This window comes from Pseudomonas sp. NPDC088444 (genome assembly GCF_044900175.1).
In the GTDB taxonomy this organism is placed as follows: domain Bacteria; phylum Pseudomonadota; class Gammaproteobacteria; order Pseudomonadales; family Pseudomonadaceae; genus Aquipseudomonas.
The window spans coordinates 256,739-283,716 of the sequence record NZ_JBJDNK010000001.1 but is presented as its reverse complement, the minus strand read 5'-3'; the positions used below and the strand labels follow the sequence as shown (position 1 = coordinate 283,716).

General features: G+C 59.3%; 21 protein-coding genes and 1 pseudogene. 10 read left to right on the top strand and 12 right to left on the bottom strand.

What is annotated here, in order from left to right:
• Nucleotides 1-88: 88 nt before the first annotated feature.
• A complete protein-coding gene (locus ACI2KB_RS01510) occupies nucleotides 89-1,006 on the bottom strand; it encodes a hypothetical protein (RefSeq protein WP_404630699.1) in 918 nt (305 codons plus the stop codon).
• Between the two features lie 410 nt (nucleotides 1,007-1,416).
• On the opposite strand from ACI2KB_RS01510, the gene ACI2KB_RS01505 reads away from it, so the two are divergent.
• From ACI2KB_RS01505 to ACI2KB_RS01495, 3 genes are all read left to right on the top strand, one after another.
• Complete coding sequence (locus ACI2KB_RS01505) at nucleotides 1,417-1,893, top strand: GNAT family N-acetyltransferase (RefSeq protein ID WP_404630697.1); 477 nt, start codon at nucleotides 1,417-1,419, stop codon at nucleotides 1,891-1,893.
• A 371-nt stretch (nucleotides 1,894-2,264) separates the two neighbouring features.
• The gene (locus ACI2KB_RS01500; protein WP_404630695.1) at nucleotides 2,265-2,528 is read left to right on the top strand and encodes a DUF1652 domain-containing protein; all 264 of its coding nucleotides are present in this window, start codon (nucleotides 2,265-2,267) and stop codon (nucleotides 2,526-2,528) included.
• A gap of 446 nt (nucleotides 2,529-2,974) precedes the next feature.
• Nucleotides 2,975-3,337, top strand: coding sequence for a hypothetical protein (locus ACI2KB_RS01495; protein ID WP_404630693.1), 363 nt, complete (start codon nucleotides 2,975-2,977; stop codon nucleotides 3,335-3,337).
• A gap of 5 nt (nucleotides 3,338-3,342) precedes the next feature.
• Here the strand turns inward: ACI2KB_RS01495 and ACI2KB_RS01490 are convergent, their stop codons facing one another.
• Nucleotides 3,343-3,657, bottom strand: coding sequence for a hypothetical protein (locus tag ACI2KB_RS01490; protein ID WP_404630691.1), 315 nt, complete (start codon nucleotides 3,655-3,657; stop codon nucleotides 3,343-3,345).
• A gap of 915 nt (nucleotides 3,658-4,572) precedes the next feature.
• Between ACI2KB_RS01490 and ACI2KB_RS01485 the strand changes: the two genes are divergently transcribed.
• Both ACI2KB_RS01485 and ACI2KB_RS01480 read left to right on the top strand, forming a co-directional pair.
• Nucleotides 4,573-6,003, top strand: coding sequence for a pyridine nucleotide-disulfide oxidoreductase (locus ACI2KB_RS01485; protein ID WP_404630689.1), 1,431 nt, complete (start codon nucleotides 4,573-4,575; stop codon nucleotides 6,001-6,003).
• 187 nt (nucleotides 6,004-6,190) lie between these two features.
• On the top strand, nucleotides 6,191-7,132 hold the full coding sequence (locus ACI2KB_RS01480; RefSeq protein WP_404630687.1) for a ketopantoate reductase family protein: 942 nt from the start codon (nucleotides 6,191-6,193) through the stop codon (nucleotides 7,130-7,132).
• Here ACI2KB_RS01480 and ACI2KB_RS01475 read toward each other — a convergent pair.
• Nucleotides 7,129-8,361, bottom strand: a complete 1,233-nt coding sequence (locus ACI2KB_RS01475) for a YbfB/YjiJ family MFS transporter (RefSeq protein WP_404630685.1) — start codon at nucleotides 8,359-8,361, stop codon at nucleotides 7,129-7,131. The genes ACI2KB_RS01480 and ACI2KB_RS01475 overlap by 4 nt on opposite strands.
• 142 nt (nucleotides 8,362-8,503) lie before the next feature.
• On the opposite strand from ACI2KB_RS01475, the gene ACI2KB_RS01470 reads away from it, so the two are divergent.
• Both ACI2KB_RS01470 and ACI2KB_RS01465 read left to right on the top strand, forming a co-directional pair.
• Entirely contained in the window at nucleotides 8,504-9,145 is a 642-nt protein-coding gene (locus ACI2KB_RS01470; protein ID WP_404630683.1) for a TetR/AcrR family transcriptional regulator, read from the top strand.
• A 61-nt stretch (nucleotides 9,146-9,206) separates the two neighbouring features.
• Nucleotides 9,207-9,449: a YdcH family protein gene (locus tag ACI2KB_RS01465; RefSeq protein ID WP_404630681.1), complete on the top strand. Its 243-nt coding sequence runs from the start codon at nucleotides 9,207-9,209 to the stop codon at nucleotides 9,447-9,449.
• Nucleotides 9,450-9,750: 301 nt separating this feature from the next.
• Here ACI2KB_RS01465 and csrA read toward each other — a convergent pair whose 3' ends face one another.
• From csrA to ACI2KB_RS01450, 3 genes are all read right to left on the bottom strand, one after another.
• Entirely contained in the window at nucleotides 9,751-9,942 is a 192-nt protein-coding gene (gene csrA / locus ACI2KB_RS01460; protein WP_108238392.1) for a carbon storage regulator CsrA, read from the bottom strand.
• A gap of 529 nt (nucleotides 9,943-10,471) precedes the next feature.
• Nucleotides 10,472-11,824, bottom strand: a complete 1,353-nt coding sequence (locus ACI2KB_RS01455; RefSeq protein ID WP_404630679.1) for a GntP family permease — start codon at nucleotides 11,822-11,824, stop codon at nucleotides 10,472-10,474.
• 115 nt (nucleotides 11,825-11,939) lie between these two features.
• Nucleotides 11,940-12,455 carry a gluconokinase gene (locus ACI2KB_RS01450; protein ID WP_404631704.1) on the bottom strand — a complete coding sequence of 172 codons (516 nt, stop codon included), beginning with the start codon at nucleotides 12,453-12,455 and terminating at the stop codon, nucleotides 11,940-11,942.
• Between the two features lie 269 nt (nucleotides 12,456-12,724).
• Here ACI2KB_RS01450 and ACI2KB_RS01445 point away from each other — a divergent pair, with 269 nt between their 5' ends.
• Complete coding sequence (locus tag ACI2KB_RS01445) at nucleotides 12,725-13,741, top strand: LacI family DNA-binding transcriptional regulator (RefSeq protein WP_404630677.1); 1,017 nt, start codon at nucleotides 12,725-12,727, stop codon at nucleotides 13,739-13,741.
• Nucleotides 13,742-13,958: 217 nt separating this feature from the next.
• Here ACI2KB_RS01445 and ACI2KB_RS01440 read toward each other — a convergent pair whose 3' ends face one another.
• From ACI2KB_RS01440 to ACI2KB_RS01430, 3 genes are all read right to left on the bottom strand, one after another.
• The gene (locus tag ACI2KB_RS01440; protein WP_404630675.1) at nucleotides 13,959-15,272 is read right to left on the bottom strand and encodes a sensor histidine kinase; all 1,314 of its coding nucleotides are present in this window, start codon (nucleotides 15,270-15,272) and stop codon (nucleotides 13,959-13,961) included.
• The gene (locus tag ACI2KB_RS01435) at nucleotides 15,269-16,009 is read right to left on the bottom strand and encodes a response regulator (protein ID WP_404630673.1); all 741 of its coding nucleotides are present in this window, start codon (nucleotides 16,007-16,009) and stop codon (nucleotides 15,269-15,271) included. Before ACI2KB_RS01435 ends, ACI2KB_RS01440 begins: the two co-directional genes overlap by 4 nt.
• 194 nt (nucleotides 16,010-16,203) lie before the next feature.
• Nucleotides 16,204-16,713 (bottom strand): nucleoside 2-deoxyribosyltransferase, encoded by a 510-nt coding sequence (locus ACI2KB_RS01430; RefSeq protein ID WP_404630671.1) that lies wholly within the window; start codon nucleotides 16,711-16,713, stop codon nucleotides 16,204-16,206.
• A 151-nt stretch (nucleotides 16,714-16,864) separates the two neighbouring features.
• Between ACI2KB_RS01430 and ACI2KB_RS01425 the strand changes: the two genes are divergently transcribed.
• Nucleotides 16,865-18,523: a VRR-NUC domain-containing protein gene (locus ACI2KB_RS01425; RefSeq protein WP_404630669.1), complete on the top strand. Its 1,659-nt coding sequence runs from the start codon at nucleotides 16,865-16,867 to the stop codon at nucleotides 18,521-18,523.
• Nucleotides 18,524-18,590: 67 nt separating this feature from the next.
• On the opposite strand, the pseudogene ACI2KB_RS01420 reads toward ACI2KB_RS01425, so the two are convergent.
• The 3 genes and pseudogenes from ACI2KB_RS01420 to mfd all read right to left on the bottom strand — a co-directional run.
• A pseudogene (locus ACI2KB_RS01420) lies at nucleotides 18,591-20,726 on the bottom strand (DEAD/DEAH box helicase); the annotation flags it as partial.
• Nucleotides 20,727-21,309: 583 nt separating this feature from the next.
• A complete protein-coding gene (locus ACI2KB_RS01415; RefSeq protein ID WP_404630667.1) occupies nucleotides 21,310-21,846 on the bottom strand; it encodes a CsiV family protein in 537 nt (178 codons plus the stop codon).
• A 9-nt stretch (nucleotides 21,847-21,855) separates the two neighbouring features.
• Nucleotides 21,856-25,320 (bottom strand): transcription-repair coupling factor, encoded by a 3,465-nt coding sequence (mfd, locus tag ACI2KB_RS01410; RefSeq protein ID WP_404630665.1) that lies wholly within the window; start codon nucleotides 25,318-25,320, stop codon nucleotides 21,856-21,858.
• 181 nt (nucleotides 25,321-25,501) lie between these two features.
• On the opposite strand from mfd, the gene ACI2KB_RS01405 reads away from it, so the two are divergent.
• A complete protein-coding gene (locus ACI2KB_RS01405; RefSeq protein ID WP_404630663.1) occupies nucleotides 25,502-26,965 on the top strand; it encodes a glyceraldehyde-3-phosphate dehydrogenase in 1,464 nt (487 codons plus the stop codon).
• Nucleotides 26,966-26,978: the final 13 nt, after the last annotated feature.

Here is a 26,978-nt window from a genome sequence, read left to right as displayed (position 1 = left end):
AATGCATGAACAGGGCGATCAGGATAATCACCGGAATCGGTACACCCAGGAACCACAGCAGTAATGAGCGCATGATGTTTCTCCTTGATCAACGGACGGTGGAAGCGGTGTAGGAGCGGGCTTCAACGTAGGTCACCGCGTCACGGCGACGACCTCCCCAAATGGCCGCCAGGCTGGCAACGAAAGCGCCGCAAAGCAGGGCGACGAAGGTCCACAGCGCGGTCGCGGCGGCGATTTTTGCAGCAGTGTCGGCCGCCTGTTGGGCTTTCAGCTTGGCGTCGGCCACGGCTTGTTTGGCTTGGCCGTAAACCTGATCGACACGGGCTTGCGCGTCGGCCTGGCTCAGATTGGTACGTTGTGCCACCAGTTGCGCCAGATAGGCGCGGTCTTCGGGCGCCAGTTGCCCGTCATTGGCCAGCGTTTTGGCGAAAATACGTACCACGACACCGCGGGCCGCATCATCGCTGACAGCGGCGGGGCGGTCGTCACGAAACAGCGAATCGACGAAATAGCCGTACTGATCACCCTGAGTATTGCCTGCGGCCACAGCGGCAGTTCCGGCCACTCCCGCCACCGCACTGGCCCCAGCTTTAACGCCGTTGCCAACGGCGCCGCTGACAGAACCGACGATCAACACCGCCGCCACCAGCGTGGCGATCGCCCACGACAAAAAGCCGTGAGCGGTGTCGCGGAAGTACACTTCATCGCCATGCATGTTCGACCACTTCACTCGCAGGCGACCGGCCAGATAGCCTCCTAACCCCGACGCGAGAATCTGAGTGATGGTCAGCCAGATAATCGTCGAGATTCCGAGGGTTTTCGCGCTCGCCCCTTCATTGGCCCAAGGGGACATGGCAGAAAAGCCAAGACCTGAACCCAGTAAAACGAGAATCATGGATAACGCTGCGGCGCCCGCAGCACCGGCCAGGATTGCGCCCCAGGACACACCTGAGGCAGAAGTGGTTTCTTCAACAGCGGCAGGATAGGCATCAGGTGAAACGTTCATCGTTGTCGTGCTCCGTGCAAATAATGTTTTGCTTCGTGCAGGACATTGCAGCACCTGTGCCAGCGGGAGTTAATTAATAACTCGTTTTAAATCATATGTTTATGAATTTTTCGGAGTTGATGGTTCATGCAAATTGCATGAGCGCGGCTCTGCACACAGGCGTAATGCCCGGTCGTTGAAAGTTCAATTCTGCCAGACCGTTGCGCCCTGTTTTTAGCGTATTGTGCAAAGGCGGCGAAACACTTGGGCACAATTGGCGTGACCAGCGGTCAGATAAGGTCCGGGATCTGCGGTCATCCATCGCCGTACTGACACATAAATAAGCTTCAGAACCGCACAAGGTCAGGCCTGCGCATGGCGTTTGGCCTATAGTTTCTGCTCTGGCCCCGTCTCTTCGAGAGGTAATTTCCATGTTTCATCACCGTCCCCTGGAAGAAAAAGACATCCCGGCCGTGTGCGACATGCCACAGAGTGTCGACGAACTGTTTTACATGTTCCCCAAAGCGGTTTTTCCTCTGACGCCTGCGCAGTTGAGGGACGCCATCGAGCAGCGATCAGACAACACCGTCATCGAGCTGGATGGCGAGGTCGTGGGCTTTGCCAATTTCTCCCGGTACGACTTCCGCGGTCGCTGCTCGATGGGCAACGTGATCATCGCGCCCCACGCGCGCTCCAAAGGCGTGGGGCGCTACATGCTCGGGTGCATGATGGAACTGGCCTTCGGCAAGCATGAGGCCAAGGAGCTGACGGCCTCCTGTTTCAACCACAACGTGCCAGGGCTGCTGTTCTACCCCAAGCTGGGTTTCAAGCCTTTCGCGATAGAAGAGCGCCTGGACAAGCGTGGTAATCGGGTCGCGCTGATTCATTTGCGTCTGCCCCATGCCTGACGTCTCCCTGTCATTCGTCGGCGTGCGTTACAGTGGCCGACGAATGGCTGCCCTCTTTTAGGGCCTGCCGTCCTCGTTTTTTTGCCACGCCTGTCAGCGATCAACATTTAAAACAGCGTTTTTTCCTGTTTCAGATCAATGATGAAACGTTTTTTCTGTGGGTAAAACATTCAAAGGCCCTGCTGAGGCGCATAATAAATGTTGTATTGCTTCATTAGAGGGCGAAGCGTATAAGTTGGGTATTCGCCTAACGACGCCATGTGCTTCTGACGAATCGGGATGAAGGTAATTATCCAGGGAAGTTATTAATAAAAGATCTGGCGCTTCACTGTTTACAATGCCGCAGTGTTCGCCTCAGGAGGATATCGCCAATGATCGCATGCACCCTCTCGAATCTTGAATTACGCAGCATTATCGAAAGTGGATTTCTGCCGAAACGTTGCAACTGCACGATCATGGCCGACACCATGACCGTTGAAGTCATCGATCCTCTCACCGAACGCGTAGAGCTGCTGACCAGCGGTATCAAGCTAGACCGGCTGGACACCAGCCGCGCCATCTGTGAGCTGATTTCCGAGTTGCGTGCCGAGCTGCTTAATACCCAACAGGCTCAACGGCACGCACTGGCCAGTTAGTCTCTTTCACCCGACTGGCTTAAAACAGTACGCCCATGCCGCTCTGCTGCATGGGCGTTTTTATGGCATGGCTTTTTCAGGAAGTGATAAAGCATTAATGCTTTCTATATAGCATTGCTCAGGCGTTGAAGTTGTTCATGAGTCTTCACGCCGATGAAAGGATGGGGGTTGAGCAAGGCCTTCAAGTGAGTGCTCGTTGAATACGGTTCTGAATAATTAAGTAACAATTTGTGAGTCTTTGGAATTTTCGACAGGAGTGCTTACCACCGAGCGCTGCCTGTGTCCACTCAGCTTCTGTTCACATCCCGCTGGAAAAGGTTTGCATTACCTTTTATCTTAACGGCGCCGCCGACGGCTCGACGCCCATCTCAATTCGAGGGACATGCATGGCCGACCACCTACCCGAGAGCCCCTATGGGCACGCTCAGGGGAACGATCACAGACACATGCTGCGCCGTCGCAAGGTGATGCTGGGCATGGGTCTGTTACTGACGATTGTCGTGATCTGTGTGGCTGCCATTTTGACGATGCTGCAACGCCTGGAGGCGAGGAACGCCACGTTTCAGCCGCCCATGACGGCATTGGAGCGCCAGCGCCTATTGCCCCAGGATCCGGTCCTCAACACCGCGCCCAGACTCGATGGCTTGCGTTACCGCGATCAGGTGGAACGCACGCCGGAAGATTTCTCCCCGGCAGAAGACGATCTTCAGGTGGATCCTCCTCCTTTCAGTCATGCGCTGATCCTCCCGGCAGGCGACCTGCGCGCCGATGCCCATGCCAACCTGCATTCGACCCGTCAGACGCCTTGAGGGCGTCAATGCACCCGTCGACGGTGCTCATTTTCAAACAGCAACCTGAAAGCCTCCTTTTCCCCCTCCTTGATAGCCCCGTGTGCGCGAATCGGACCCGCCTCGATCCGTCCGTCCAGTGCCACGCGAATCACGGCTGAGCGGGCCAGGTAGTCCGGCACGTCGCCGATGATCACCAGCTCACGCAGTGATTGACCGTCCTGCTCGACGGTCGCCAGCCTGACGCGACAGGTTGCCTGCATCGGCACGGGCCCGAACAGGGTGTCCCGGGAATAATCGATTTCGGCAATGCTGGACCGACGGTTTTTCTCAGCATTCATGTCCACGGCTCCTTAATCCATTGAACGAAGGCAACAGCCTGATAATGGAGCGCAATCGAAACGCAATAGTTCTGCGTTTTTTACCAATGGCATTGCCGCCTATCGGCAACAGGTTCCTCTGCTCAGGAGACAAAACCCATCCGTGCGGAAATTCCGGCGTCATTATTTTGCCCGGCGGGGTGTGTACATGAACGGCAAGAGCAACGGCGGGATTTTTCAATGGGCACGTGAAAAGACGTGACGGAAAAATGGCAACTTTCAATGTGAGACTTCTCGCACTCATGAAGATAGTTAGTTGGCTAAAGGATAATTAACGTCTTTTTTGATTTTAAAAATGCATGAATGGAGGTAAACAGAGATTTATTTTGGCGTCAAAAAATAATAATGAGTAATATCAGTGGGTTAGTGAGTATGATTACGGTATTGACGTTTTTCTCGAAAATTTGACACTTTGGGTCTTTTTTGAAACCATCACTCCATGAATTGTTTGTTGAAATAGTTTGTAACAGGTTTTTGCGGTTTCTCTTCCCCTTACAAAACGCTTGACTCAGGGCGCCTGGCGAAAGGGCGGTAGCGTCTCTGAATGCCTGAAAATTTGCAGTGTAGAAGGGAAGTCCGCACTCGAAATCCTTTTCCATAACCACCTGTTTGTCGCTACCGATCCACACTCTTTCAATACGGAGTTCTCGGCGTTCGGCTAAACAGGAAGTGTTCACATAACCCGTTATCACGCAGTCGTTAATGACCTCTGTGGTGGCAGTCGTGTTTGCGTTTTTGTTGTAAGTCCATCGTATGTATTCAGTGAGACACACATAAAAAGCACGTCAGGGCGGGCGGTTGGTTGTGCCTGTTATTCAGGGTCCCGGTAGAGATTGGGCAGCGCCCAATGCATCGACTAAGTTCGGAGTCACGATTATGTATGGAGATCATCTGGAAACCGTTTGCGGCTGTGTTGTAGGGGGAGCCGGACCTGCAGGCATGGGTCTGCTGTTCAACGCGTTGAAGAGCGGCGCCATGCCTGAACTGGCCAGGGAAGGCCTGATCATTGTCGATGCCAGTCCCAACCCCGGCACAGGCCGATTGGGGGAATACCGGATCACGGCCAACTCCGTGGGCGATGTCTTTCTCGATTGCCTGCGCGATCCTGCGCTGCGTGATGTGTTCGAGCCGCTGGAGCATTCTCCGGCGTACTGGCGCATCCGTCGTCAGGCGCAAAGTGCCCCGCAACTGGCCGATGTGGCCGAGCTGCTGGCGGAAGCTTCCACCCTGGTGCTGAACTTCATCGTCGAACATTACGGCGTGAAGTTATGGACCAGCACCACCATCACCGAAGTGGTGCATGAGGACGACGAATATCAGGTCTGGGTCGAGTCCGAAGGACGTAGCCGGCGCATCCGCTGCCGCGCGGTGGTGCTCAATCTGGGTGGTCGTCAGGACCCGCAGCACCTGCTCGACAGCCTGGCCGATCAAGGCTTGGCCGTGCCGCCCACCGCCAAAGTGCAGAGTGCCGATGCATTGTTGCGCATGAACGGCGTGCAACTGCGAGACTTTTTTGCACCGACGCTGGCGCGCAAAGGCCGTATCAGTGTGGTGGGTGGCTCTCACAGCGCGTTTTCGGTGCTGGAAAACCTCGCCGACGCGCTGGAGTTTGCCGGACTGGACGAGGTGACACTGGTGCATCGTTCACAGATCCGCTTGTTCTATGAAACCGCCGAAGCGGCAATCGAGGCCGGGTATCGGTTCGACCCTCAGAAAGATGTCTGCCCGGTATCTGGCCGGGTCAATCGTTCGGGGGGGCTGCGTTATCGGGCGCTGGACATCGGGCGTGAAGCCCTGGCCAATGGGCACATCGGCAAGACCGGCGTGCGGGTGAATCTGTGGCAAACCCGCAATGGTCCGCAGGGGCATTTCGAACAGGCGCGTCAGGCGCTGGCCGAGTCGGAGGTGGTGGTGCAGTGCACCGGTTATCAACCGCTGCTGCCACCGTTGAATTACGCAGGCGGCGGGGCGATTCGCTTGATGGAAGTCAAGGGCGGGCTGGATTCCGACCCGTCCGGATGCCCGCTGGACAGTAAGGGACAACGCTTGTACGGCCTGCATTTGTTCGGGCTGGGTGCTGGTCTGGGCGTCGATCCACGCTTGGGCAGCGAGGCATCTTTCGACGGGCGCATTTATGGCGTCTGGCAATTCCATAACGATGCCAGTGGGGCGGTCATTGATGCGGTGCTGGCGCGCTTGCAACAGCCTGTGGTTCAGCCGGTCAGCTTGGCGCGTCGGCTGGCGGCCAACCGCGAAGAACAGCGCCAGCCCTTTATCTGGCCGGTGCTGGCGAACGCGCAATCCTGACTCTCCTGCAGATCTTGCATCCCGAACGCTCACTGAAGGTTCGGGATTTTTTTTGCCCGTTATTTTTTCAGAGCGCCTGAAGAAACAATATGTTGGTCATCATCCTGCTTTTGGATAGAGTCGCAGGCTTCATCTATTCTGGGGTGTCCGGACACCTCCGACAGACCCGACAAGGAACCGACAGAACATGCGTATTTTGATCGTGGGTGCAGGCGCGATAGGGGGCTATTTTGGCGGTCGGTTGCTGGAGGCGGGGCGCGACGTGACGTTTCTGGTGCGTCCCTCGCGCGCCGAGGAACTCGACCGCAACGGCCTGATCGTGCGCAGCCCGTTGGGCAACATTCTATATCCGTCACCGCCCCACGTGATGACACCGATGCTCGACCAGGCCTTCGATCTGATCCTGCTCAGTTGCAAGGCCTATGACCTCGATGCGGCCATGGAGTCCTTCGCGGCCGCCGTTGGGCCTGAAACGGTCATCCTGCCGTTGCTCAACGGCATGGCGCATCTGGACCGGCTGGCGGAGCGCTTTGCCCCTGAAAATGTCCTGGGCGGACAGTGTCTGATCTCTCTGGATCGAGACGCGTCCGGCACGATTCTGCATTTGAACGACACCAATCAATTGTCATTCGGGGAACTGAGCGGAGGGTTGACGCCGCGCATTCTGAAAGTCGCCGAAGCGTTGGCCGATGCCGGATTCGACGCCAATCTGAGTCAGCAGATTGTTCAGGAAATGTGGGAAAAATGGTGTTTCATCGCAACGGGCGCGGGCGTCACCGGTTCCATGCGCGCGAGCATTGGCGATGTGATTGCCAGCGGCGGGGAAGCGGTGGTGCTCAAGTTGCTGGCCGAATGTGCCAGTGTCGCCGAGCGCGCAGGGTACGCGTTGCGAGGTGAGGTGCGTCAGCGCTTTCAGACGATGCTGACCCTGCCCGGATCGAAGATGACCGCCTCCATGCTGCGCGACATCGAGCGAGGCGCGCCGATAGAAGTCGAGCACGTGATCGGCGACATGGTCGCCCGCAGAGCCAGCACCGACAAACCGGCCAAAGGGCAGTTGTCGGTACTGGATGTGGTGTATCTGCACCTCAAATCCTATGAGGCGCGGCGTGTGCGAGAACAGGGCTAAAGGCTCTCGGCGGACGGGCGGTGAATGCTGTTGCTATCGACCACGACGCGAACCACCCCTTCCAGTAGCAGCGCCAGAATCAATGCCCCGGTGCCGATCAGGAACAACAGGCGATGATTGCCGCCGCTGGCATTGAACAACAACGAATAGCCATAGCCTGAAACAGCTTGAAGCAGTGCGAATGCAGTGGTTGCACGGCTCCAGGCCGCGCCTTGCGCGCTGGCGTCGTGAGGCAGCAGTTCATGGACGCGCGCCAGCACCAGCGGCACGATGCCAGGCGGGAAGGTGCCGATGATCAGGGTCAAGGCGGCGATCAGCAGGCTGTTGTGGGAGGTGTACAGCGCGCCAACCACCAGCGCCTGAACGACCAGCACCCAACGAATGCCGCGAGTCGGGCCGAGCCTGTCGGCGATGTAGCCGTAGAGCATCGGCCCGGCCAGCGCGCCGATGCCATAGACGACCCAGTACAGCGCACCGATGTGTGCGCCCTTGCCCAGATCGCGGGCGACGAAATCCACGAGAAACACCATCAGCGGCACCAGGCCGATCGCCATCAGACCGAATTGTGTGTACGTCAGATTCAGGTACAGCGTGTGCCGGGGAGGGCGTGGCGTCGGCGTCGCAGTTTCGTAGGTGTGTGCCGTGGGGATAACGGCGGTCGGCCAGCCCGTCCAACTGATGGCGGTCAGTATGGCGCAGAACAGGCTCAAGCCCAGCCAGGTGACTCGCAGTCCCAGGTCCAGCAACAGCGGCACCAATGTGCCCGACGCCGCAATACCCAGTCCCAGACCGAAAAAGATCGCGCCACTGGCCAGCCCTTTGCGCGTGCCGGGGATGTGCGGCAGGACCGTTGACGCCACCAGCACCATGATTGCGCCTCCGGCCAAGCCTGAAATGAAGCGCCAGCCAAAGAACCACAGGGTGGAGAGCGGAACGGCGCAACCGGCGAAGGACAAGGTCACCAGTACCATCATCAGCCGTAGCGTGTGGCGGTGAGTCAGCCTGCGCGCGATGGGGCGCCCGAGCAGGGCGCCGATGAAGTACCCGCCCAGATTGGCGGCACTGAGGATGATGATGTCGGAGGTGGCGAACCAGTGATTCTCGATCAACGGAGGAATCAGTGGCGTATAGGCAAAGCGCGCCAGGCCGATGCCCACCAGCGTGGCGCAGAGGCCGGCGATGATCGCGTGCCATGGAATGGCCGCACGCTGAGGCGAGGGGTTGGGCATTGTGTCCGCTGAAATCGGTTCTGAAATCTGAGGAGGCTGCATAAGACTGACCCGAATATAAGAGGTAAGGTATGTTTGACAGCGCTGTCATGTTTGCCATGCTAGTCAAAATTGACAGCCTTGACAAGAATGAGGTCAACTCATGCCTTACCCGCTCATCAAGTCGATGACGGAATGTGAAATTGAACGTCTGGAGAGCAGGGAAATGGCGGGTGTAAGGCAATTCGACGAAGAGCGGACGCTGGATCTGGCGTTGAACGTGTTCTGGCAAAAAGGCCTCAGCGCGACGTCGATGCAAGATCTGGCCGAAGCCACAGGCGTGTTGCGCGGCTCGCTGTACAACGCGTACCAAGGCAAAGAGCAGCTTTTTCTCAAGGTGTTCGATCGCTATCGGCAGCGCATGACCGGCAACATGGCCGCAGCGCTGGCTGATCCGTCGATCAAAACGGCGTTGGAGGGCTTTTTCGATTTCATCATCACGTCGATGATTGAAGGAACGCCGACCCGTGGCTGTCTGACCACCAAGACCGCAGTGGATGGCATCTCCGAGATAGACACCATCCGTGCAGCCTTGCAGGGCATGCTCGATGACATCGAGTCTTTGTTGCAGGCCCGTTTCGCCCTTGAAGAACAGCATGAAACGCTGAATTTACCTGCGCATGAGGCCTCGCGCCTGGTGTCCACCTTTACCCGTGGTGTGGTGGTGATGGAACGGGTGTATCAGGATGAAGCGCGCCTGCGCAGCACGGCGGCGTCCATGGTCAAGGTATTGATCAAAGCCTGATGCGCTGTCGACAGGTGAGCTAACCTCAGTGTTTCATGAGTTGTCAGAGGAGAGGCGCACCATGCCGGTCAAGCACGATTTGTACGCGGATTTGAGTATCACCAGGGATGAACTGGTCAGGCTGCGTAGCCAGGACGCCAAGCTCAATCAACTGGTCGATCGCTACGACGCCCTTGATGCCGACATCGTCAAAGCGGAGGCGGGATCGGCGGGGGATGTCTCCGAGGATCAACTCAAACGACTGAAAGAAAAGCGCCTGCTGGCCAAAGACGAAATTGTCAGGCATCTCCCCAATAGCGTTTGACTTCGCTCCACACCGAGTGACAAAGCGGCGAGTGTTCTACAGCTCACCCGCCGCTTTTATGTTTCAGGCTTTAACCTTGTCTGATTGTCAGGACTGTGTCTTAAGTGCGAAATAGAGCGCTTTTCCGCGCAGGGCAGAGTTCTGTTCGTGCAGACACGTTAGTTCTCCACGCTAAGAAAAGAATGCTGTAGCAATGGATCCAAAAGTTCAGGCGAAAAAAAACGGCGTCGGGGCGTACGCCGTTTATTTTTGTCTGCCGCCGAAACGGCAGACACGTTTCGAAGAAGATGAACCGGGTGGTTCACTGCTGCTCTTGGTTGTTCGGTGCAATCTCGGCCTGGATGCGTTTGTAAATCTCTTCACGGTGCACCGAAACGTTCTTCGGCGCGTTGATTCCGAGCCGGACCTGCAGGCCCTGAACGCCCAGAATGGTGACGGTGATTTCGTCACCAATGTTTATGCTTTCGCCGACTTTGCGGGTGAGTATCAACATAATCTTTTCCTTGATGGCCTCTTGAAGCGCCTCTACCAGGAGGCTGGCGTTAGCCTTTGGGTGGTGGTAATTGCCGATTGCATCCAAATGCGTCATCCGTAAGACGCCCTTGGCATGATTTTAATTCCCCAGGTTCATCTTCTTGTCATTGGCTTGGGTTCTCCTGAGGCCAGACGGCATGCGAATGTTGCCTGCTTTTGGCAGTAAATCCCCGTATGGATTCGCTATAACGCTGATAGCCAGATCCGGGGCGGCGCCTATTGCACACTCCTTTCGCATTTATTGCAAAGAACTCGTGCCAAGTGGCGATGAAATTTTCATTAGTCAGCCTTGTACGCGATCTCCTAGAGCAGTGTAGGAGAATTCCGCATAGCGTGAAGGCAAAGTAAGAATGAGCGTGTGGAAATCTTTCAAACCCGCAGCACGAGAGGCTTTGAGCTGAACGAGGGCGGTGCTTGGGAGGCAGAAATGACATGCCCACCGCGAGGGTGGGCATGCGTGTTGCGCAGAACGTGTAGCGATCAGCGAATCAGACCACCAGCGACAGCAGCATGATCAGAATGATGCCGACTACGGACAGAATGGTTTCCATCACCGTCCAGGTCTTCAGGGTTTCGGTCACGGTCATGTTGAAGTACTGCTTGACCAGCCAGAAGCCTGCGTCGTTTACATGGGACAGAATCAGAGAACCCGCGCCGGTCGCCAGTACCAGCAGCTCACGGTTCACGCCCGGCACCAGTGCGACCACTGGCGCTACGATACCGGCACCGGTAATGGTGGCGACTGTGGCGGAGCCGGTGGCGATGCGGATCACTGCGGCCACCAGCCAGGCCAGCAGAATCGGCGAGATCTGCGCCTGCACGGCCATGTGACCGATCAGGTTACCCACGCCACTGTCCACCAGCATCTGTTTGAAGCCACCACCCGCACCGACGATCAGAACGATCGCCGCCACCGGCGCCAGGCTTTGATCCAGTAACTTGATGATCTGCTCGCGGCTGAAACCACGGGCCGAGCCAAACGTGTAGAAGGCCAGCAGCAGCGCGAAGAGCAGGGCGGCGATCGGGTGGCCGATGAAGTCCATCCACAGACGGAAGGTGTGGCCATTCGGAAGAGCGACGTCCGCGAAGGTTTTCAGCAGCATCAGGAAAACCGGCAGCAGGATGGTCAGCAGCGTGATGCCGAAGCTTGGCAGGTTCTCGTTGGTCGATTCCTTGGCAATCTGGTCCATCAGCTCTTTGGATGGATTGCCAGGAATGTGCTTGGCGATCCATTTACCGAAGATCGGACCGGCAATGATCGCCGTAGGAAACGCCACGATCAGACCGTAGAAAATGGTCTTGCCGATGTCAGCATTGAAGATGCCGATGGCCAGCAGCGGGCCCGGGTGCGGTGGCACCAGGCCGTGAACCGCCGACAGACCGGCCAGCAGTGGAATACCGATCTTGACGATGGACACACCGCTGCGACGGGCCACGATGAACACCAGCGGGATCAGCAGCACGAAGCCGATTTCGAAGAACAGCGGGATGCCCACCAGAAACGCCGAAAACATCATGGCCCAGTGCACACGCTCCTTGCCGAAGCGGCGAATCAGGGTCTGGGCGATCTGGTCAGCGCCGCCGGAGTCGGCCATCAATTTGCCGAGCATGGTGCCCAGGCCGAGAATGATGCCGACGAAGCCCAGCACGCCACCGAAGCCGTCCTGGAAGGATTTCATCACTTTATCGACCGGCATCCCGGAGGTCAGCCCGAGAAAACCTGCCGCAATGGTCAATGCAATAAAAGGGTGGACCTTGAACTTGGTGATCAACAGCACAAGGCCAAGGATGGTCACCAGCGCATCTACAAGTAGATACGTGTCTTGAGTCATACCAAACATGGGGTGTCTCTCCGTTGTATTTTGTTTTTTTGGAGCTACTGCTCAGCGCTGTTGTTCACTGCCCTGTGCACACGATAAGACAGCGCTATCTTTGTCGCTCACGCCGGATCGTGGATCAGGAGCCGGTGAGAGCGGTGGCAGATGGGGTTTGCGATGCGTTCCACCATTGCGCCGCTTCGGCACCGATGATTTCGATCGGTTTCGTGGCGTCGACGACCAGTGTGCGGTCTTCGCCGTAAGGCGGCTCCAGCGTGGCGAACTGGCTGTCTACCAGGCTGGCGGGCATGAAATGTCCGGGGCGGTGCGAGCAACGCTCGGTGGCCAGCTCCTTGGTCAGTTCCAGAAACACAAAGCCCAGGCCCGGCACGGCAGCGCGCAGACGCTCGCGGTAAATCAGCTTGAGGGAGGAGCAGGTCAGGACGGGTTTCTCGCCGTTGCGCAGTGCGGCTGCGACTTCTTCGCCCAGGCGGGTCAGCCAGCCGGCGCGGTCTTCGTCGTTGAGGGGGTGGCCTGCGCTCATCTTGTCGATGTTGGCCTTGGGGTGAAAGGCGTCGCCTTCGATGAGGCGGCCGCCGCTGTGTTTGGCGATTTCAGCGCCCACGGCACTTTTGCCGCAGCCGGAAACACCCATGATCACGAGGGCGGAGATAGCGTGTGGAGCAGTAGTCATAAAAACCTCGCCCCGAAGACAGCGCTGTCTTGCCGAGTTGGGTGCAAGGTCGGCAAGGCTGTTTCCGGGTGTAGTCATTGTTATGGGTATCTCGCTTGTCCATGAGATGCACCACTCCAATCATCAAGATGATCGAAAAGTTGCGGGCCTCCGTGAGATAGCGCTACCTTAGAGCCCCTCCGAGACAATCGCAACCCCTTCAGCTTTTCCTTCCTTTCAGTTGGCAACGCATGACACGCATTGGTTCCCGCTCCACCGGTCGTCCCACCCTCAACGAAGTTGCGAAACTGGCCGCTGTGTCGCCCATTACGGCCTCTCGGGCACTACGAGGCGTGGCCACGGTTGCGCCCGATCTGGTGGAAAAAGTCCAGGCCGCTGCGCAGAGTCTAGGCTATGTCGCCAACCCTGCTGCCCGGGCGCTGGCTTCGTCCCAAAGTCAGTCGGTGGTGGTGCTGGTGCCGTCGCTGTCCAACCAGTTGTTCATCGAGACCCTCGAAGCGATTCAGAACGTATTGCGCCCGCGCGGGCTGGAAGTGGTGATCGGCAACTACCATTACTCGCCTGTCGAAGAAGAGAACCTGCTGCGCAGCCACTTGGCCAATCGTCCGCGCGGGATTCTGCTGACCGGCTTCGACCGCAGCCAGGCGTCGCAACAGTTGTTGGCCGCCAGCGGTGTGCCCTGTGTGCACATGATGGAACTGGACCCCAGCCGGGCCGAGCCTTGTGTGGGGTTTTCTCAACAGCAGGCGGGGGCGGCAGCCGCGCAGCATCTGCTGAATCGCGGGCGTCGGCGGCTGGCGTATGTGTCGGCGCAACTGGACCCGCGAGTGATTCAGCGCGGCGCGGGTTTTCGCAGTGCGCTGGAGGCTGAAGGGCTGTACGACGAAGCGCTGCAAATGGCCACGCCACTGCCGTCGTCCATTGGATTGGGCGGGGAGATGTTCGCCCGTCTGCTGGATGAGCACCCGGACGTGGACGGCATCTTTTTCTGTAATGACGACCTGGCGCAAGGTGCGACGCTGGAAGCGTTGCGTCGCGGGATCAAAATCCCCGAGCAGGTTTCGTTGATCGGATTCAATGATTTGCCCGGCTCGGCGCACATGGTGCCGCGCCTGACCTCGATCCGCACCCCTCGCGAGCAAGTGGGTCGGCGTGCTGCCCAGTTGCTGCTGGGGTTGCTGGACGGCAATGTGCAGCAAGCGCAGGTGGATCTGGGGTTTGAGCTGGTGGTGCGGGAGAGTACCTGAGAGTCTGTAGTTCCGATGATGGCGAGACGTGTCAGGAAGTTTTCAGCGCCTGACTCACCGCCTTCGCCACCAAGCGGAGCGCCGCCCGGCCGTCGCGCACAGGTTTAGCGTCGGATACGAAATGTGGATTCGGCGTGATCCTTGTGGGAGCCGCCTTGGTGGCGAAGACGATGGGGCAGTGATGGATGAGTTCGCTGACAAACCGCGATGCAGAGAATCAGCCCACCTTCTTCGGCAATTTCAACTCTGCGCACAATCCCCCACCTTCACGGTTGGACAGGGTCAGGGAGCCGCCCAGTGCCATCGCCAGTTGCTGGGAAATTGCCAGGCCCAGTCCCGTGCCTCCGGTGTCGCGATTGCGTGAGCTTTCCACGCGATAGAACGGCTTGAGCACTTCACTCAGCTCGGCTTCGGAAATCCCCGGGCCGCGATCCAGCACCTGAATCGCAAAGCCCTGATCGCCGCGCGCTTGCACTTGAATTTGCGCCGCACCCGCGAATTTCAGTGCGTTGTCCGTGAGGTTAACCAGCACCCGGCGCAAGGCGTGGGGACGGGTGTCGATCACTGCGCCATTCTTGCCGCACAGCTCGACTGACTTGTTCATGTCCTGATAGTCGAACACCAGGCTGTCGAGGAATGAATCCAGATGCACCCGTTTCGGCGCTTCGGTAGAGGTGTCCATGCTGCGCGCATAGGCCACGCCTTCCTGCACCAGATGCTGCATTTCGCTCAAATCGCTCCACAGTTTCTCTTTCTCGATGCCCTCATCCATGAACTCGGCGCGCAGTTTCATGCGCGTGATCGGCGTTTGCAGATCATGGGAAATCGCTGCCAGCAGTTGCATGCGCTCCTTCACGTAATTGGCGATGCGCTGCTGCATGGTGTTGAACGCAACGGCAGCGTAGGCCACTTCGGTAGGGCCGCTTTCATCGAGGCGGATGCCATCGCCATTGGGGTCCAGCCTATCGACGGCCTCGGACAGACGGGTCAGCGGACGAATTGCGGTTCTCACCGCCAGCCAGGTGCACGTCACCAGCAGCACCAGTTGCCCGATCAGCAGCAGCGGCAGCCAGGGCGACAGCGGGGTGATGGCGGGGCGCACGTCAATGGTCAGCGGATTACCGTCGCGCAGGGTCAAGTGCGCCTGATAGTGGGGGCGTGCATCGGCGATGTCGTTGAACGACAGTTGATAGTCGCGGCCCAGGGTAGCTTCCATCGAGCGCACCGAGATCGGCGCCTTGCTCATGTCCATCGGCGTTCCGGGCTGGCCGGTGCCGAGCATGTAGCGGTAATTGGGGTGTTCGAAGCGCGGCAGCCACGCCTCGCGCTCGTCAGCGGGCAAGCGTTCGAGCACGGCCACTGTGGTCGTGAGGTCCTGCTCCAGATTCCCGAGCATCAGGGTCATCGCGCTTTGGTAGCGTTCGTAAAATTGCAGGCCGAACGACATGCCGTGGGCCAGTACCAGACTGATCAGGAAAATCAGCGACAGGCGTGAGGCCAGGGTGCGGGGCCAGCCGAAGCCGAGTTTCATACGGCGTCCCCGAGAATTTCCACCGGGTAGGTGAACACATAGCCTTCACTGCGCACGGTCTTGATGTAGGCCGGATCGCGGGCGTCGTCCAGCAGGCGTTGGCGCAGACGGCTGACCAGCAGGTCGATGGAGCGGTCGAATAGATCGGCGTCACGGCCTTGAGTCAGATTGAGCAGTTGATCGCGGCTTAACACCCGTTGCGGATGATCGAGAAAGGTGCGCAGCAGCCGGTATTCAGCGCCGCTCAGGGCCACCACCGTCCCTTCAGCGTCCAGCAGATGGCGCGCCGTGGTGTCCAGGCGCCATTTGCCGAACGCCAGCAAACGCCCGGCTTCGCTGACGATCAGGTTCGGCGGCAGCATGCGTGTGCGGCGCAGGACGGCGTTGATGCGGGCCAGCAGTTCGCGGGCGGCGAAGGGTTTGACCAGGTAATCGTCAGCGCCCATTTCCAGGCCGATGATGCGGTCTGTTTCGTCGCTGCGCGCAGTGAGCATCAGCACCGGGGTGGTCTTGTGTTTGCCGGTACGCAGTTCGCGGCACAACACCAGGCCGTCGTCACCGGGCATCATGATGTCCAGCACGATCAGATCCACAGGGGTCGATTCGAGAAAGGAGCGCATCTGCCTGCCGTCGGCCACCACCGTGGTGCGCAGGCCGTTTTTCTTCAGGTAGTTGCCCACCAGTTCCCGGATCTCGCGATCGTCATCGACAATCAGAATGTGGTCGACGTGCTCCATGGTTCCCGCTCCCCCTCATCATTGATGTGTGGCGCATCTTAACCAGCCGCGAACGGCTTGCCTTCCACGCTTTGTATTGCACTGTATCTGGCACCGCGACACATACATGGCGATGCAAAAAACAGATGTTCCCGTGCGAATGTAGCGTCCGGTGGCGGGCGCCCGCTATGACACTTAGAGGTTACATGAGAGGTTCAGCCAGACGTGCAGAGATGACGCGCCAATGCTTCGATGGCGGTTTCAGCGGTTGTGTGGCGTCCTGTCCAGGTACAGGCGAGCATCAGGTTTCTGGGCAACTGGAAGTCTTCCACCAGAAAGCCTTGGGCGTCGAAGCCTGCCGCGTCGTGTTCGACCTGTTCGCGCAACGATCCGCTGTCCTCGAAATACGCCCAGACCGGCTTGCCCAGCGCCACGGCCATGCCGACTTCGAAGGCGGTCCCGGAATCCGGCTCGACGCCACGAAAGGGGTTGAGATTGGCCAGTACCGCATCGCAGCGGCGGATCATGGCGATGTTGGCGTTGCAGATCAGCGCGGCTGTTTCTTGCGGGGGCAGGTCAGGGGCGACCTCATTGTCGAAGGGATACAGCCCTTCAAGACCGTGGGCGTCGCACAGCGCCTTGAGGTAACGCCCCTGTTCGACGGCGTCTGCGCGAAAGACATCGAATCCGGCGAGGTAGACCTGTGGTTTGCGAGAACGCGGCATTGGGATGTCCTGTTTGGGAGGTGACGACATTCTAGCGACAACCCCAAGTGCCATTGATCAGGCAGACGCTTGTGCGCCGTAAAATGGGGCTGAAATCTGTACGGATAACCAGTATTCTGCCGACCTTCCCATTACATCGACCTGAGCCGCCGTGAGCACCTCGCCCCTCGACAATCCCTTTTATTACCTGGAGAACTTTCATCGGGTCTTGAACTGGATCGCCTGCCGTTACGACGATTTGCTCGACGATCAGGAGCAGCGTTTCATCGCGGATTTCAGCCGCCTGCCGCAGGCCGCTCAAGCGTTATTGGTGCGCATGATCATGCGCAAAGGCACGTTGTTTCGCGCCAGCAAGCTGGAGTATGCCGAGATCGGTGATGCCCGGATCGCCGTCGAGTCGCTGCTTGAGCAGGGATGGGTCGACCGTGAGCCGTATCTCGATCTGCAAACGCTGTTCGCGTTGCTGCGCAAAGAAGAACTGGCTCACTGTTTCAAGGCCCACGGCATCAAGAGCGCCGAAAAAAAGGCCGATCTGCTGGCGCGTCTGTCGCCGCACTACGACGCGCCTCAACGCCTGACGCAGTGGTTCGAAGGCTTTGACGACACGATTTTTTCGCTGGGCATCATGCCGCTGTGCGATCGCCTGCGGTTGCTGTATTTCGGCAATTTGTATCAGGAGTGGTCCGAGTTCGTGCTGGCGGACCTGGGCATCTACCGCTACGAGAAGGTCGAGTTTTCCCTCGAATCGCGGGGTATCTATCAGCGAGCGGATATCGACGTTTGCCTTGAGCTGCACCAGTGCCGACAGACGCTGGATGAGGGGGGCATGCTCACTGAGCTGGCGACCCGGGCGCTGGCGATCCGGACGGATAATCCGTGGTTGTCCATGCGTCGCGCGAAACTGCTGTATCAAATCGGTTATCGGGCCGAGCGCGAACAGGACGCGGTACTGGCGCTGGCGGTTTATGAGCAATGCAGTTACCCCGGCGCGAGGGTGCGCAGGATCCGGATCTGGGAGCGTTGCGCGCAGTATTCCGAAGCCATGGCCTTGTTGCAGCAGGCTCAGGCTGCCCCGGAAAACGATGAGGAAGCCCAGCACCTGTTGCGCATCCAGCCTCGATTGCTGAAAAAACTGGGGCACGGTGGCGTGCGCAAGCGCGTCACACGGACGGTGACCCGGCTGGACGTGAGCGTGCTGCCGTCGGCAGATCACAGCGTCGAGCAATTGATCCAGTCGCACCTGTCCGAAGAGGGCAGTGAGGTGCATTACGTTGAAAATACGTTGATCAACTCGCTGTTCGGCTTGCTTTGCTGGCCTGCTGTGTTCGCGCCACTGCCCGGGGCGTTCTTTCATCCGTTCCAAACCGCGCCGAGCGACCTGTACAGTCCGGACTTCTACCCACGTCGCGCCGCATTGTTCGAGGCGTGTCTGGCACAACTGGAGGACGGGGGTTACCTGTCGACGATCCGGCAGTGCTACGTGGACAAGTTCGGCCTGCAATCGCCGTTCGTGTTCTGGGGCGCGCTGACGCCAGACCTGCTGGAGCAGGCGTTGCACTGTTTTCCGGCGCAACATCTCCTACGCTGGTTCCGCCGTCTGCTGCACGACATCAAAGCCAATCGCACCGGTATGCCTGATCTGATCCAGTTCTATCCCGAGCAGCGTCGTTACCGGATGATCGAGGTCAAGGGGCCGGGGGACCGTTTGCAGGACAACCAGTTGCGCTGGCTGGACTTCTGCGCCGAGCATGAAATGCCGGTGGTGGTGTGTTATGTGCAGTGGGCGGAGGATGCGATTTTGGCGGAGTGACCGAACAGGCCGAACACAAACCTCTGTAGCAGTGCAGCCGCGCTGTTACAGGGTATGGGGGCACGGCTCAGCGCTTGCCCTTCTTCGGCGGCGCTGGCAGTGGAGCGAACAGCGCTTCGATGTCTTCGTCCTGCAGCTTCCAGTCCCCCGCCTTGCGCCCGTCCAGCACCCCCGACGCCAGTGCCGACTTTTCATCCTGCAAGTGCTGGATTTTCTCTTCCACTGTGCCACGGGCGATCATCTTGTAGACGAACACCGGTTTTTCCTGGCCGATGCGATAGGCGCGGTCGGTGGCCTGGTTTTCGGCCGCAGGGTTCCACCACGGGTCGTAGTGGATCACGGTGTCGGCCGCCGTGAGGTTGAGGCCCGTGCCGCCCGCCTTGAGGCTGATCAGGAAGATCGAGCGTTTGCCGCTCTGGAACTCCTGCACCGGGGTACGCCGGTCCCGCGTCTGCCCGGTGAGCAGCGCGTATTCGATGCCACGCTGCGCCAGTTCTATCTCAATCAACTCCAGCATCGATGTGAACTGCGAGAACAACAGGATCTTGCGGTTCTCTGCCAACAGTTCCTCGACCATGTCCATCAGGCTTTCCAGCTTGGCCGAGCTTGAATGTTTGCCCGAGGCCGGGGCGCTCTTGACCAGGCGCAGGTCGCAGCACACCTGCCGCAGCTTGAGCAGGGCTTCGAGGATGATGATCTGGCTGCGCGCCACGCCCCTCGTGGTGATTTCATCGCGGACTTTCTTGTCCATCGCCAGACGCATGGTTTCGTAGACGTCCCGTTGGGCGTCGTTGAGTTCGACCCAGTGCACGATTTCGGTCTTGGGTGGCAACTCGGTGGCGACCTGTTCTTTGGTACGCCTCAGCAGAAACGGTTTGATCCGCGCGTTCAGGTGCTGCAAGCGAGTCTCGTCGCCCAGCCGCTCGATGGGGGTGCGATAGTTGCTGCCGAATTGCTTGGCGTCGCCCAGCCAGCCGGGCATCAGGAAGTGGAACAGTGACCACAGTTCGCCCAGGTGGTTTTCCAGCGGCGTACCACTCAGGCACAGGCGCTGGCGTGCGTTCAACTGGCGCGCGGCCTGGGCCGCCTTGCTGCTCGGGTTCTTGATGTACTGCGCTTCATCCAGCACCAGCACATGGAACACCTGCTTGCTGAGCGTTTCCACGTCACGGGGCAGCAACGCGTAGGTGGTCAGAATCAGGTCGTAGTCGGTCAGGTGCGTGAAGTCCGTGTGTCGATTGGCGCCATACAGGGCCAGCACCTTGAGCTGTGGCGTGAAATGTTTCGCCTCATCCGCCCAATTGGGAATCAGGCTGGTGGGCATGACCGCCAGCGCCGGGGACGTCAGGCGACCGGCCTGCTTTTCTTTCAACAAATGAGCGAGGGTCTGCAGGGTTTTGCCCAGCCCCATGTCATCGGCCAGCACGCCGCCGACTTCCAGCTCGCGCAGCGCCTGCATCCAGCTCAACCCTTCGAGCTGATAGGGGCGCAGCTTGGCGTTCAGGCCTTTGGGCACCGTGACGGTGGTGTTCTTGATGTTCACCAGCCGCTCGGCGAACTGACGCAAACGGTCGCCGCCCTGCCACACCAGTGGCAAGTCATCCAGGTGGGTGAGGCGCCCGGCATCGGCGGTTTTTACCCGAATGGAGTAGTTACCGTCCTCGCGCCAGTAGAAGTCGCCCAACGTCGCCAGTACAGGCCGCAGGCGTCCGTAGGGCAGGGCGACCTGAATCGGGCCGCCGCCACGCTGGGTGAAGTGATTGAGCTGCACCAGCAACTGTTCGTCATCGTGGCGCTTGGCGATGCCTTCAAGGCTCATCAATTCCGGGTGCGTGCGCAGCAGGTTGACCAGAATCGGCAGCAGGCTCAGGCGCTCGCCATTGACGATGATGCCCAGTTCCAGATCGAACCAGTCGCGCTCCGGCTGTTCGTCGACCACCGCGTACCAGTCGTCAACCGGCGTCACGTCGAACCCGAAGTCGGCGTTCATCTCGATTTCCCAGCCTTGGTCCCTCAGCTTGGGCAATTCGTCGAGCATGAAGCTCAGCCAGGCCTTGTCGTTGGGCAGTTCGAACATTTCACCGGCACTGTCGGGCAGCGCCTTGCTTTGACGCGTGGCGATGCGAAAGCCCAGTTCTTGCAGTTGTTTGCGAAACTGCGCCTCGATGTCCAGGTGGCGGCGCAGGCGCAGGGTTTCTTCCTTCAGGTGCCAGAGCAAATCGCTGGGACGGCCTGGCGCCGGAATGCCGGAGGCATACAGCTCGCGATAACGGAAGGCCAGTGCAGCACGGTGCTGGATATGCCGCTGCATTTTGCCATTGCGTGGCTCGTAGGCGCTGAATTCGAAGCTGGCCAATGTCAGGCGAGGCTTGGGTTTGATTTTTTTCTCGATGCGTTCGCGAGGCTTGGGTTTGACCACTTCAACCTGTACGGGAGGAGGAAGCCCTTGGTTGACGGCGGCCAGAATGCCTTCCTTGTTCTCCGGATGATCCAGATAGAACAGCGCCGCCGCACAGTGCTTGCAGTTGTTTCTGACCGGGCAGGTGCAAATGCCGACGATGAAGTTGCGCGTGCGATCAGGGTCCTTGAACTGCAACGTCTGGGTATAAACCTCATCGCCTGAGCCTCGGCATGAGGTGCGGACCAGATCGGGGGCCAGTTGTACGACGCGAATGCGATGTTCGCGGGCATAGATATACCCGCGCTGTACGCTTTGTTCCTTGAACAACGGTTCCCATGGCAGGGAGAGGGCTTTTTCCAGTAGCGATGACACGTCTTGCCCTTCGTTAACGCGGTGCTTGAAGCGGAGAGACCTTGATCAACATCGCAAGGCTTCCGTTATCCATGTAAGTCAATTCGCCATTTCTGACCCGTGTGGCCTGTCGCATGCGCTCGCTGGTTACCAGCACGCCGTGATCGTCCAGTTGATTGACCCAGAAATTGGCGTCGATGTCGGTAAAGCGCGCCAGACCCAGGCTCACGGTGCCTTCGATGGGGAAGTGGCCGAATTGCTTCTGGCCGCTGCTGATTGCGACTTTGCTCGGGGTGGGGCTGAGGTCCTGCTGCCAGGCCCGGTGCAGCAACACTTTGTAGCCTTCGCTGGACTCCAGCTTGCTGACCAGAGTATCCAGCGTCGTCGACGTCTGGTTGTCTGCCCCCAGCGTCTGCGCACCCGCGGCCCAGTCTTCGGGGGCGGCCTGATTGGTGGCGGCCGGTTCGCCGTTCTGGCGGAACAGGATCAATTCCACCGAATACGTGCCATCGGCAAACGCTGCAGGCGCAATCAGCACCAGCAGCAGGGTGAGCGAGCGAAACACACGCATGGAGGATCCTTAAGACGATTGTGTAGAGGGCAGCGGCGTCAGGCGTTCGAGCAGCGCTTCAAGGTGATTGAAACGCTCTTCGGGACGCTCCATGGGTACCATGAATTTGAACAACGTAGCGCCTTCGAATTTGTAACGCTTGGGTTGGCCCTGAATCAGCTTGATCAGCGTCAACGGTTCCACTGGAGTATCGGCGCCGAATTCGATTCGTCCACCCTGCGGCCCGGCATCGATCTTCTTGATGCCCAGTTGCTCGGCCTTGAGTTTGAGCAGCGTCATGCGCACCAGATTCTTGGTCGGTTCGGGCAGCAGGCCGAAGCGGTCGATCATCTCGACTTGCAGATCCTTCAGCCCCTCTTCGTCGGCGGCGTTGGCGATGCGCTTGTAGAGGATCAGCCGTGCGTGGACATCCGGCAGGTAGTCTTCGGGAATCAGTCCCGGCACCCGCAGGTTGATTTCCGGCCCGCCGCCCAAGGGCTGCTCCAGATTCGGTTGCTCGCCCTTGCGGATCGACTTCACCGCACGTTCGAGCATTTCCATGTACAGCGTGAAACCCACGGCCTGAATCTGACCGCTCTGGCCTTCGCCCAGCAGTTCGCCCGCGCCACGGATTTCCAGGTCGTTGGTGGCCAGCACGAAGCCCGCGCCGAGGTCCTGGGTATTGGCGATGGCCTCCAGGCGCTTTTCGGCATCCGGGGTGATCTGCTTGCGTGGTGGCGTCAGCAGGTAGGCGTAGGCCTGGTGGTGACTGCGCCCGACGCGGCCGCGCAACTGGTGTAGTTGGGCCAGACCGAACTTGTCGGCACGCTCGATGATGATGGTGTTGGCGCTCGGCACGTCGATGCCGGTTTCGATGATGGTCGAGGCGATCAGCACGTTGAAGCGCTTGTGGTAGAAATCGCTCATCACCTGTTCGAGTTCGCGCTCGTTCATCTGCCCGTGGCCGATGCCGATGCGCGCCTCGGGCACCAGTTCGGCGAGGTCGGCGGCACACTTCTCGATGGTCTTCACGTCGTTGTGCAGGTAATACACCTGACCGCCACGCAGCAGCTCACGCAGCAGCGCTTCTTTGACGGTGGGTTTGTTCTGCTCCATCACAAAAGTGCGCACCGACAGGCGACGGGCGGGCGGGGTGGCGATGATCGACAGGTCGCGCATGCCCGCCACGGCCATGTTCAGGGTGCGCGGGATCGGCGTGGCGGTCAGGGTCAGGATGTCGACTTCGCTGCGCAGCGCCTTGAGCTGTTCTTTCTGGCGTACACCGAAACGGTGCTCTTCATCGATGATCACCAGGCCCAGATTCTTGATCTTGACGTCGTCCTGCAACAGCTTGTGGGTGCCGATGACGATGTCGATCTTGCCCTCGGCCAGTTCGGCGACTGCGGCGTTCACTTCCTTGGTGGACTTGAAGCGGCTCATCACCTCGACCTTCACCGGCCAGTCGGCGAAGCGGTCGCGGAAGCTGTTGTAGTGCTGCTGCGCGAGCAGGGTGGTGGGCACCAGAATCGCTACCTGCTTGCCGCCATGAACGGCAATGAACGCCGCGCGCATGGCCACTTCGGTCTTGCCGAACCCTACGTCGCCGCAGACCAGCCGGTCCATCGGCTTGGGCGCGAGCATGTCGGCGCGCACCGCCTCGATGGTGGTTTGCTGGTCCGGGGTTTCTTCGAACGGGAAGCCGGCGCTGAAGGTCTCGTAGTCCAGCTTCGGATCGGCGAACGCATAGCCCTCGCGCGCGGCGCGGCGAGCGTAGATGTCGAGCAGTTCGGCTGCGACGTCGCGTACTTGTTCGGCGGCCTTTCGCTTGGCTTTCTGCCAGGCTTCGGAGCCGAGTCGATGCAATGGGGCCAACTCGTCGTCGCTGCCGGTGTAGCGCGCGATCAGGTGCAGGTTGGCGACCGGAACATACAGCTTGGCCTCGTCGGCATAGGCCAGCATGAGGAATTCGGCGACCTGGTTTTCCACTTCCAGTGTGGCCAGCCCCAGGTAGCGCCCGACGCCGTGATCGATGTGCACCACGGGCGCGCCTTCGCGCAGCTCGGCCAGGTTCTTGATCACGGCGTCGTTGGCGTGGCCGTCCATGCGTTTTTCGCGACGGCGACGCTGCATGACGCGCTGGCCGAACAACGGGCTTTCGGCGATCAGCGCCAATGCCGGTTGCTCAAGCACCAGACCTTCGTCCAGTGGCGCGATGGTGATCGCCAGGCGCTCCTTGCTGTCGACGAACTCCTGCCAACTGTCCACGGTCTTCGGGCGCAGTTTCAGGCGGTCGAGCAATTCGAGCAGCACTTCACGGCGACCGGCGGACTCGGCGGTGAACAGCACACGACCGGTGAAGGCGTCGAGGAAACCCGACAGGGCCGCCAACGGCTGATTGGCCTTTGCCTCGATGGCCAGGTTCGGCAGCGCCTGTGCCGGGAAACGCTCGCGGCCCACGCCGGTTTCGAGGTCATCCTGACTGGCCACGACCCGAGGCCAGCTTTTCAGGCGGGCAAAGCAGTCTTCCACCGGCAGGAACAGCTCATCAGGCGGCAGCAGAGGGCGGTCCGGGTCGATGCGGCGCTCTTCGTAGCGATTGCGCACGTCCTTCCAGAAGGTTTCCGCCGCCGCTTCGATGCCCGGCAGCGAGAACACCTGGGTGTCTTGGGGCAGGTAGTCGAACAGCGTGGACGTTTCTTCGAAGAACAGCGGGATGTAGTACTCGATGCCCGCGGGGGTGATGCCGCTGTTCAGGTCCTGAAAGATCGGGCTGCGTCGGAAATCCACGTCAAAGCGCTCGCGGAAGCGGGCCTTGAAACGCACCACGGCCTCTTTCTGCAGCGGGAATTCCTTGGCGGGCAGCAAACGCACCGAATCGACCTTGTCGATCGATCGTTGGGTGTCCGGCTCGAAGGTGCGCAGGGTTTCGATCTCGTCGTCGAACAGGTCGATCCGGTAAGGCAGTTTGCTGCCCATCGGAAACAGATCGATCAGCGCGCCACGCACTGTGAACTCGCCGTGTTCGTAGACCGTGTCGACGTAGCGATAACCGCTGGCTTCAAGCCGTGTGCGCATCACTTCAACATCGAGCTTCTGGCCGACGTCGAGCACCAGGCTGCTGCCGAGCAGGAATCTGGTCGGCGCCAGGCGATGCAGCGCGGTGGTGATCGGCACGACCAATACGCCGTGTTCCAGCTCCGGCAAGCGGTAAAGGCTGGCGATGCGCTGGGAAATGATGTCTTGATGGGGCGAGAAAAGATCGTAGGGCAGGGTTTCCCAGTCAGGGAAATGCAGCACCGGCAAATCGGGGGCGAAGAACTTCAGTTCCTGTTCCAGCCGCTCGGCGCTCTGGCTGTCGGCGGTCAGGAGCAGGGTGAAGCGTTTCGCAGCGCTCGCGGCCTCGGCAATAGCCAGGCTTTGGGCGGCGCCGGGCAGGTTGCCCCACTGTTGTTTGCCGCTGGCGGCAGGAAGAATCGGTAGGCGCAGAACGGGCACGGAAGGTAAGGCTCCAGGCGTTGCGGCAAAGCCGGGGATTGTAACTAAATCGGGATTCCGCTGTCAGTTTTGTGCACGTCTTTGTGGGTGCCAAATTATGTAGTGCCCGGCAATCTCAAAACTCCGGATTGCTTATAAACAAAGGCTTGAGCATAATGTAGTCCCTTTTTTCAGCCCCTACATGTGGAAGGTTCCCGTGACTCAGAAGCCCGACCAGTGTCTTGGTGAATGGATCGATCGTGAAGCCCTCGCCGAGGCGATGATCCCGCTTATCGGTCAGCTCTACCGCAACAACAACGTGGTGAGTTCGATCTATGGCCGCACTCTGATCAACCGTTCAGTCATCGCAATTCTCAAGGCTCACCGCTTTGCCCGTCACCGTCAGGCTGACGCGACCGAATTGTCCGTACACGAGACTTTCCCGCTCATCAAAGCGATGAGCGAGCTCAAACTGGGTGCCGCTTCGGTGGACCTGGGCAAGCTGGCCGTCAAATACAAGTCTGAGGCCAATGGCCGTACCGCCGAGCAGTTTGTCCGCGAAGAAATGGCCGAAGTCGTCGGTCAGCAGAATTCCGGCGCCCGTAAGGGCACTGACGTCGTTCTCTACGGTTTCGGCCGTATCGGTCGTCTGCTGGCGCGTATCCTGATCGAAAAAACCGGTGGTGGCGACGGCCTGCGTCTGCGTGCCATCGTCGTGCGCAAAGGCTCGGAAAACGACCTGATGAAGCGCGCCAGCCTGCTGCGTCGCGACTCGGTGCACGGTCCGTTCGACGGCACCATCACCATCGACGAAGCCAACAACACCATCACTGCCAATGGCAACCTGATTCAGGTGATCTACGCCAAGAACCCGACCGAGGTGGACTACACCCAGTACGGCATCAAGGACGCCCTGCTGGTCGACAACACCGGCGTATGGCGTGATGCAGACGGTCTCGGCCAGCACTTGCAGTGCCCGGGTGTCGATCGCGTGGTGCTGACCGCACCGGGCAAAGGCAAGCTGAAGAACATCGTTCACGGCATCAACCATCAGCAGATCTCGGCCGATGACAAGATCGTGTCGGCGGCGTCCTGCACCACCAACGCCATCGTGCCGGTGCTCAAGGCGATCAACGACAAGTTCGGCATCGTCAACGGCCACGTTGAAACGGTTCACTCGTACACCAACGACCAGAACCTGATCGACAACTTCCACAAGGGTGACCGTCGTGGCCGTAGCGCTGCGTTGAACATGGTCATCACCGAGACTGGTGCGGCCACCGCTGCTGCCAAGGCACTGCCTGAACTGGCAGGCAAGCTGACCGGCAACGCGATTCGCGTTCCGACGCCGAACGTCTCGATGGCCATTCTGAACCTGAACCTGGGCGCAGAAACCACCCGTGAAGAAGTCAATGAATACCTGCGCCAGACTGCGCTGTATTCCGACCTGCACAAGCAGATCGACTTCGTGAACTCTCAGGAAGTGGTCTCCACCGACTTCGTGGGTTCGCGCCACGCCGGTGTGGTCGACGCTGAAGCCACTATCGTCAACGACAACCGCGTTGTCTTGTACGTGTGGTACGACAACGAATTCGGTTACAGCTGCCAGGTGGTTCGTGTGATGGAAGATATGGCCGGGGTCAACCCGCCTGCGTTCCCGAAGTAAGCTGACGCTAAAT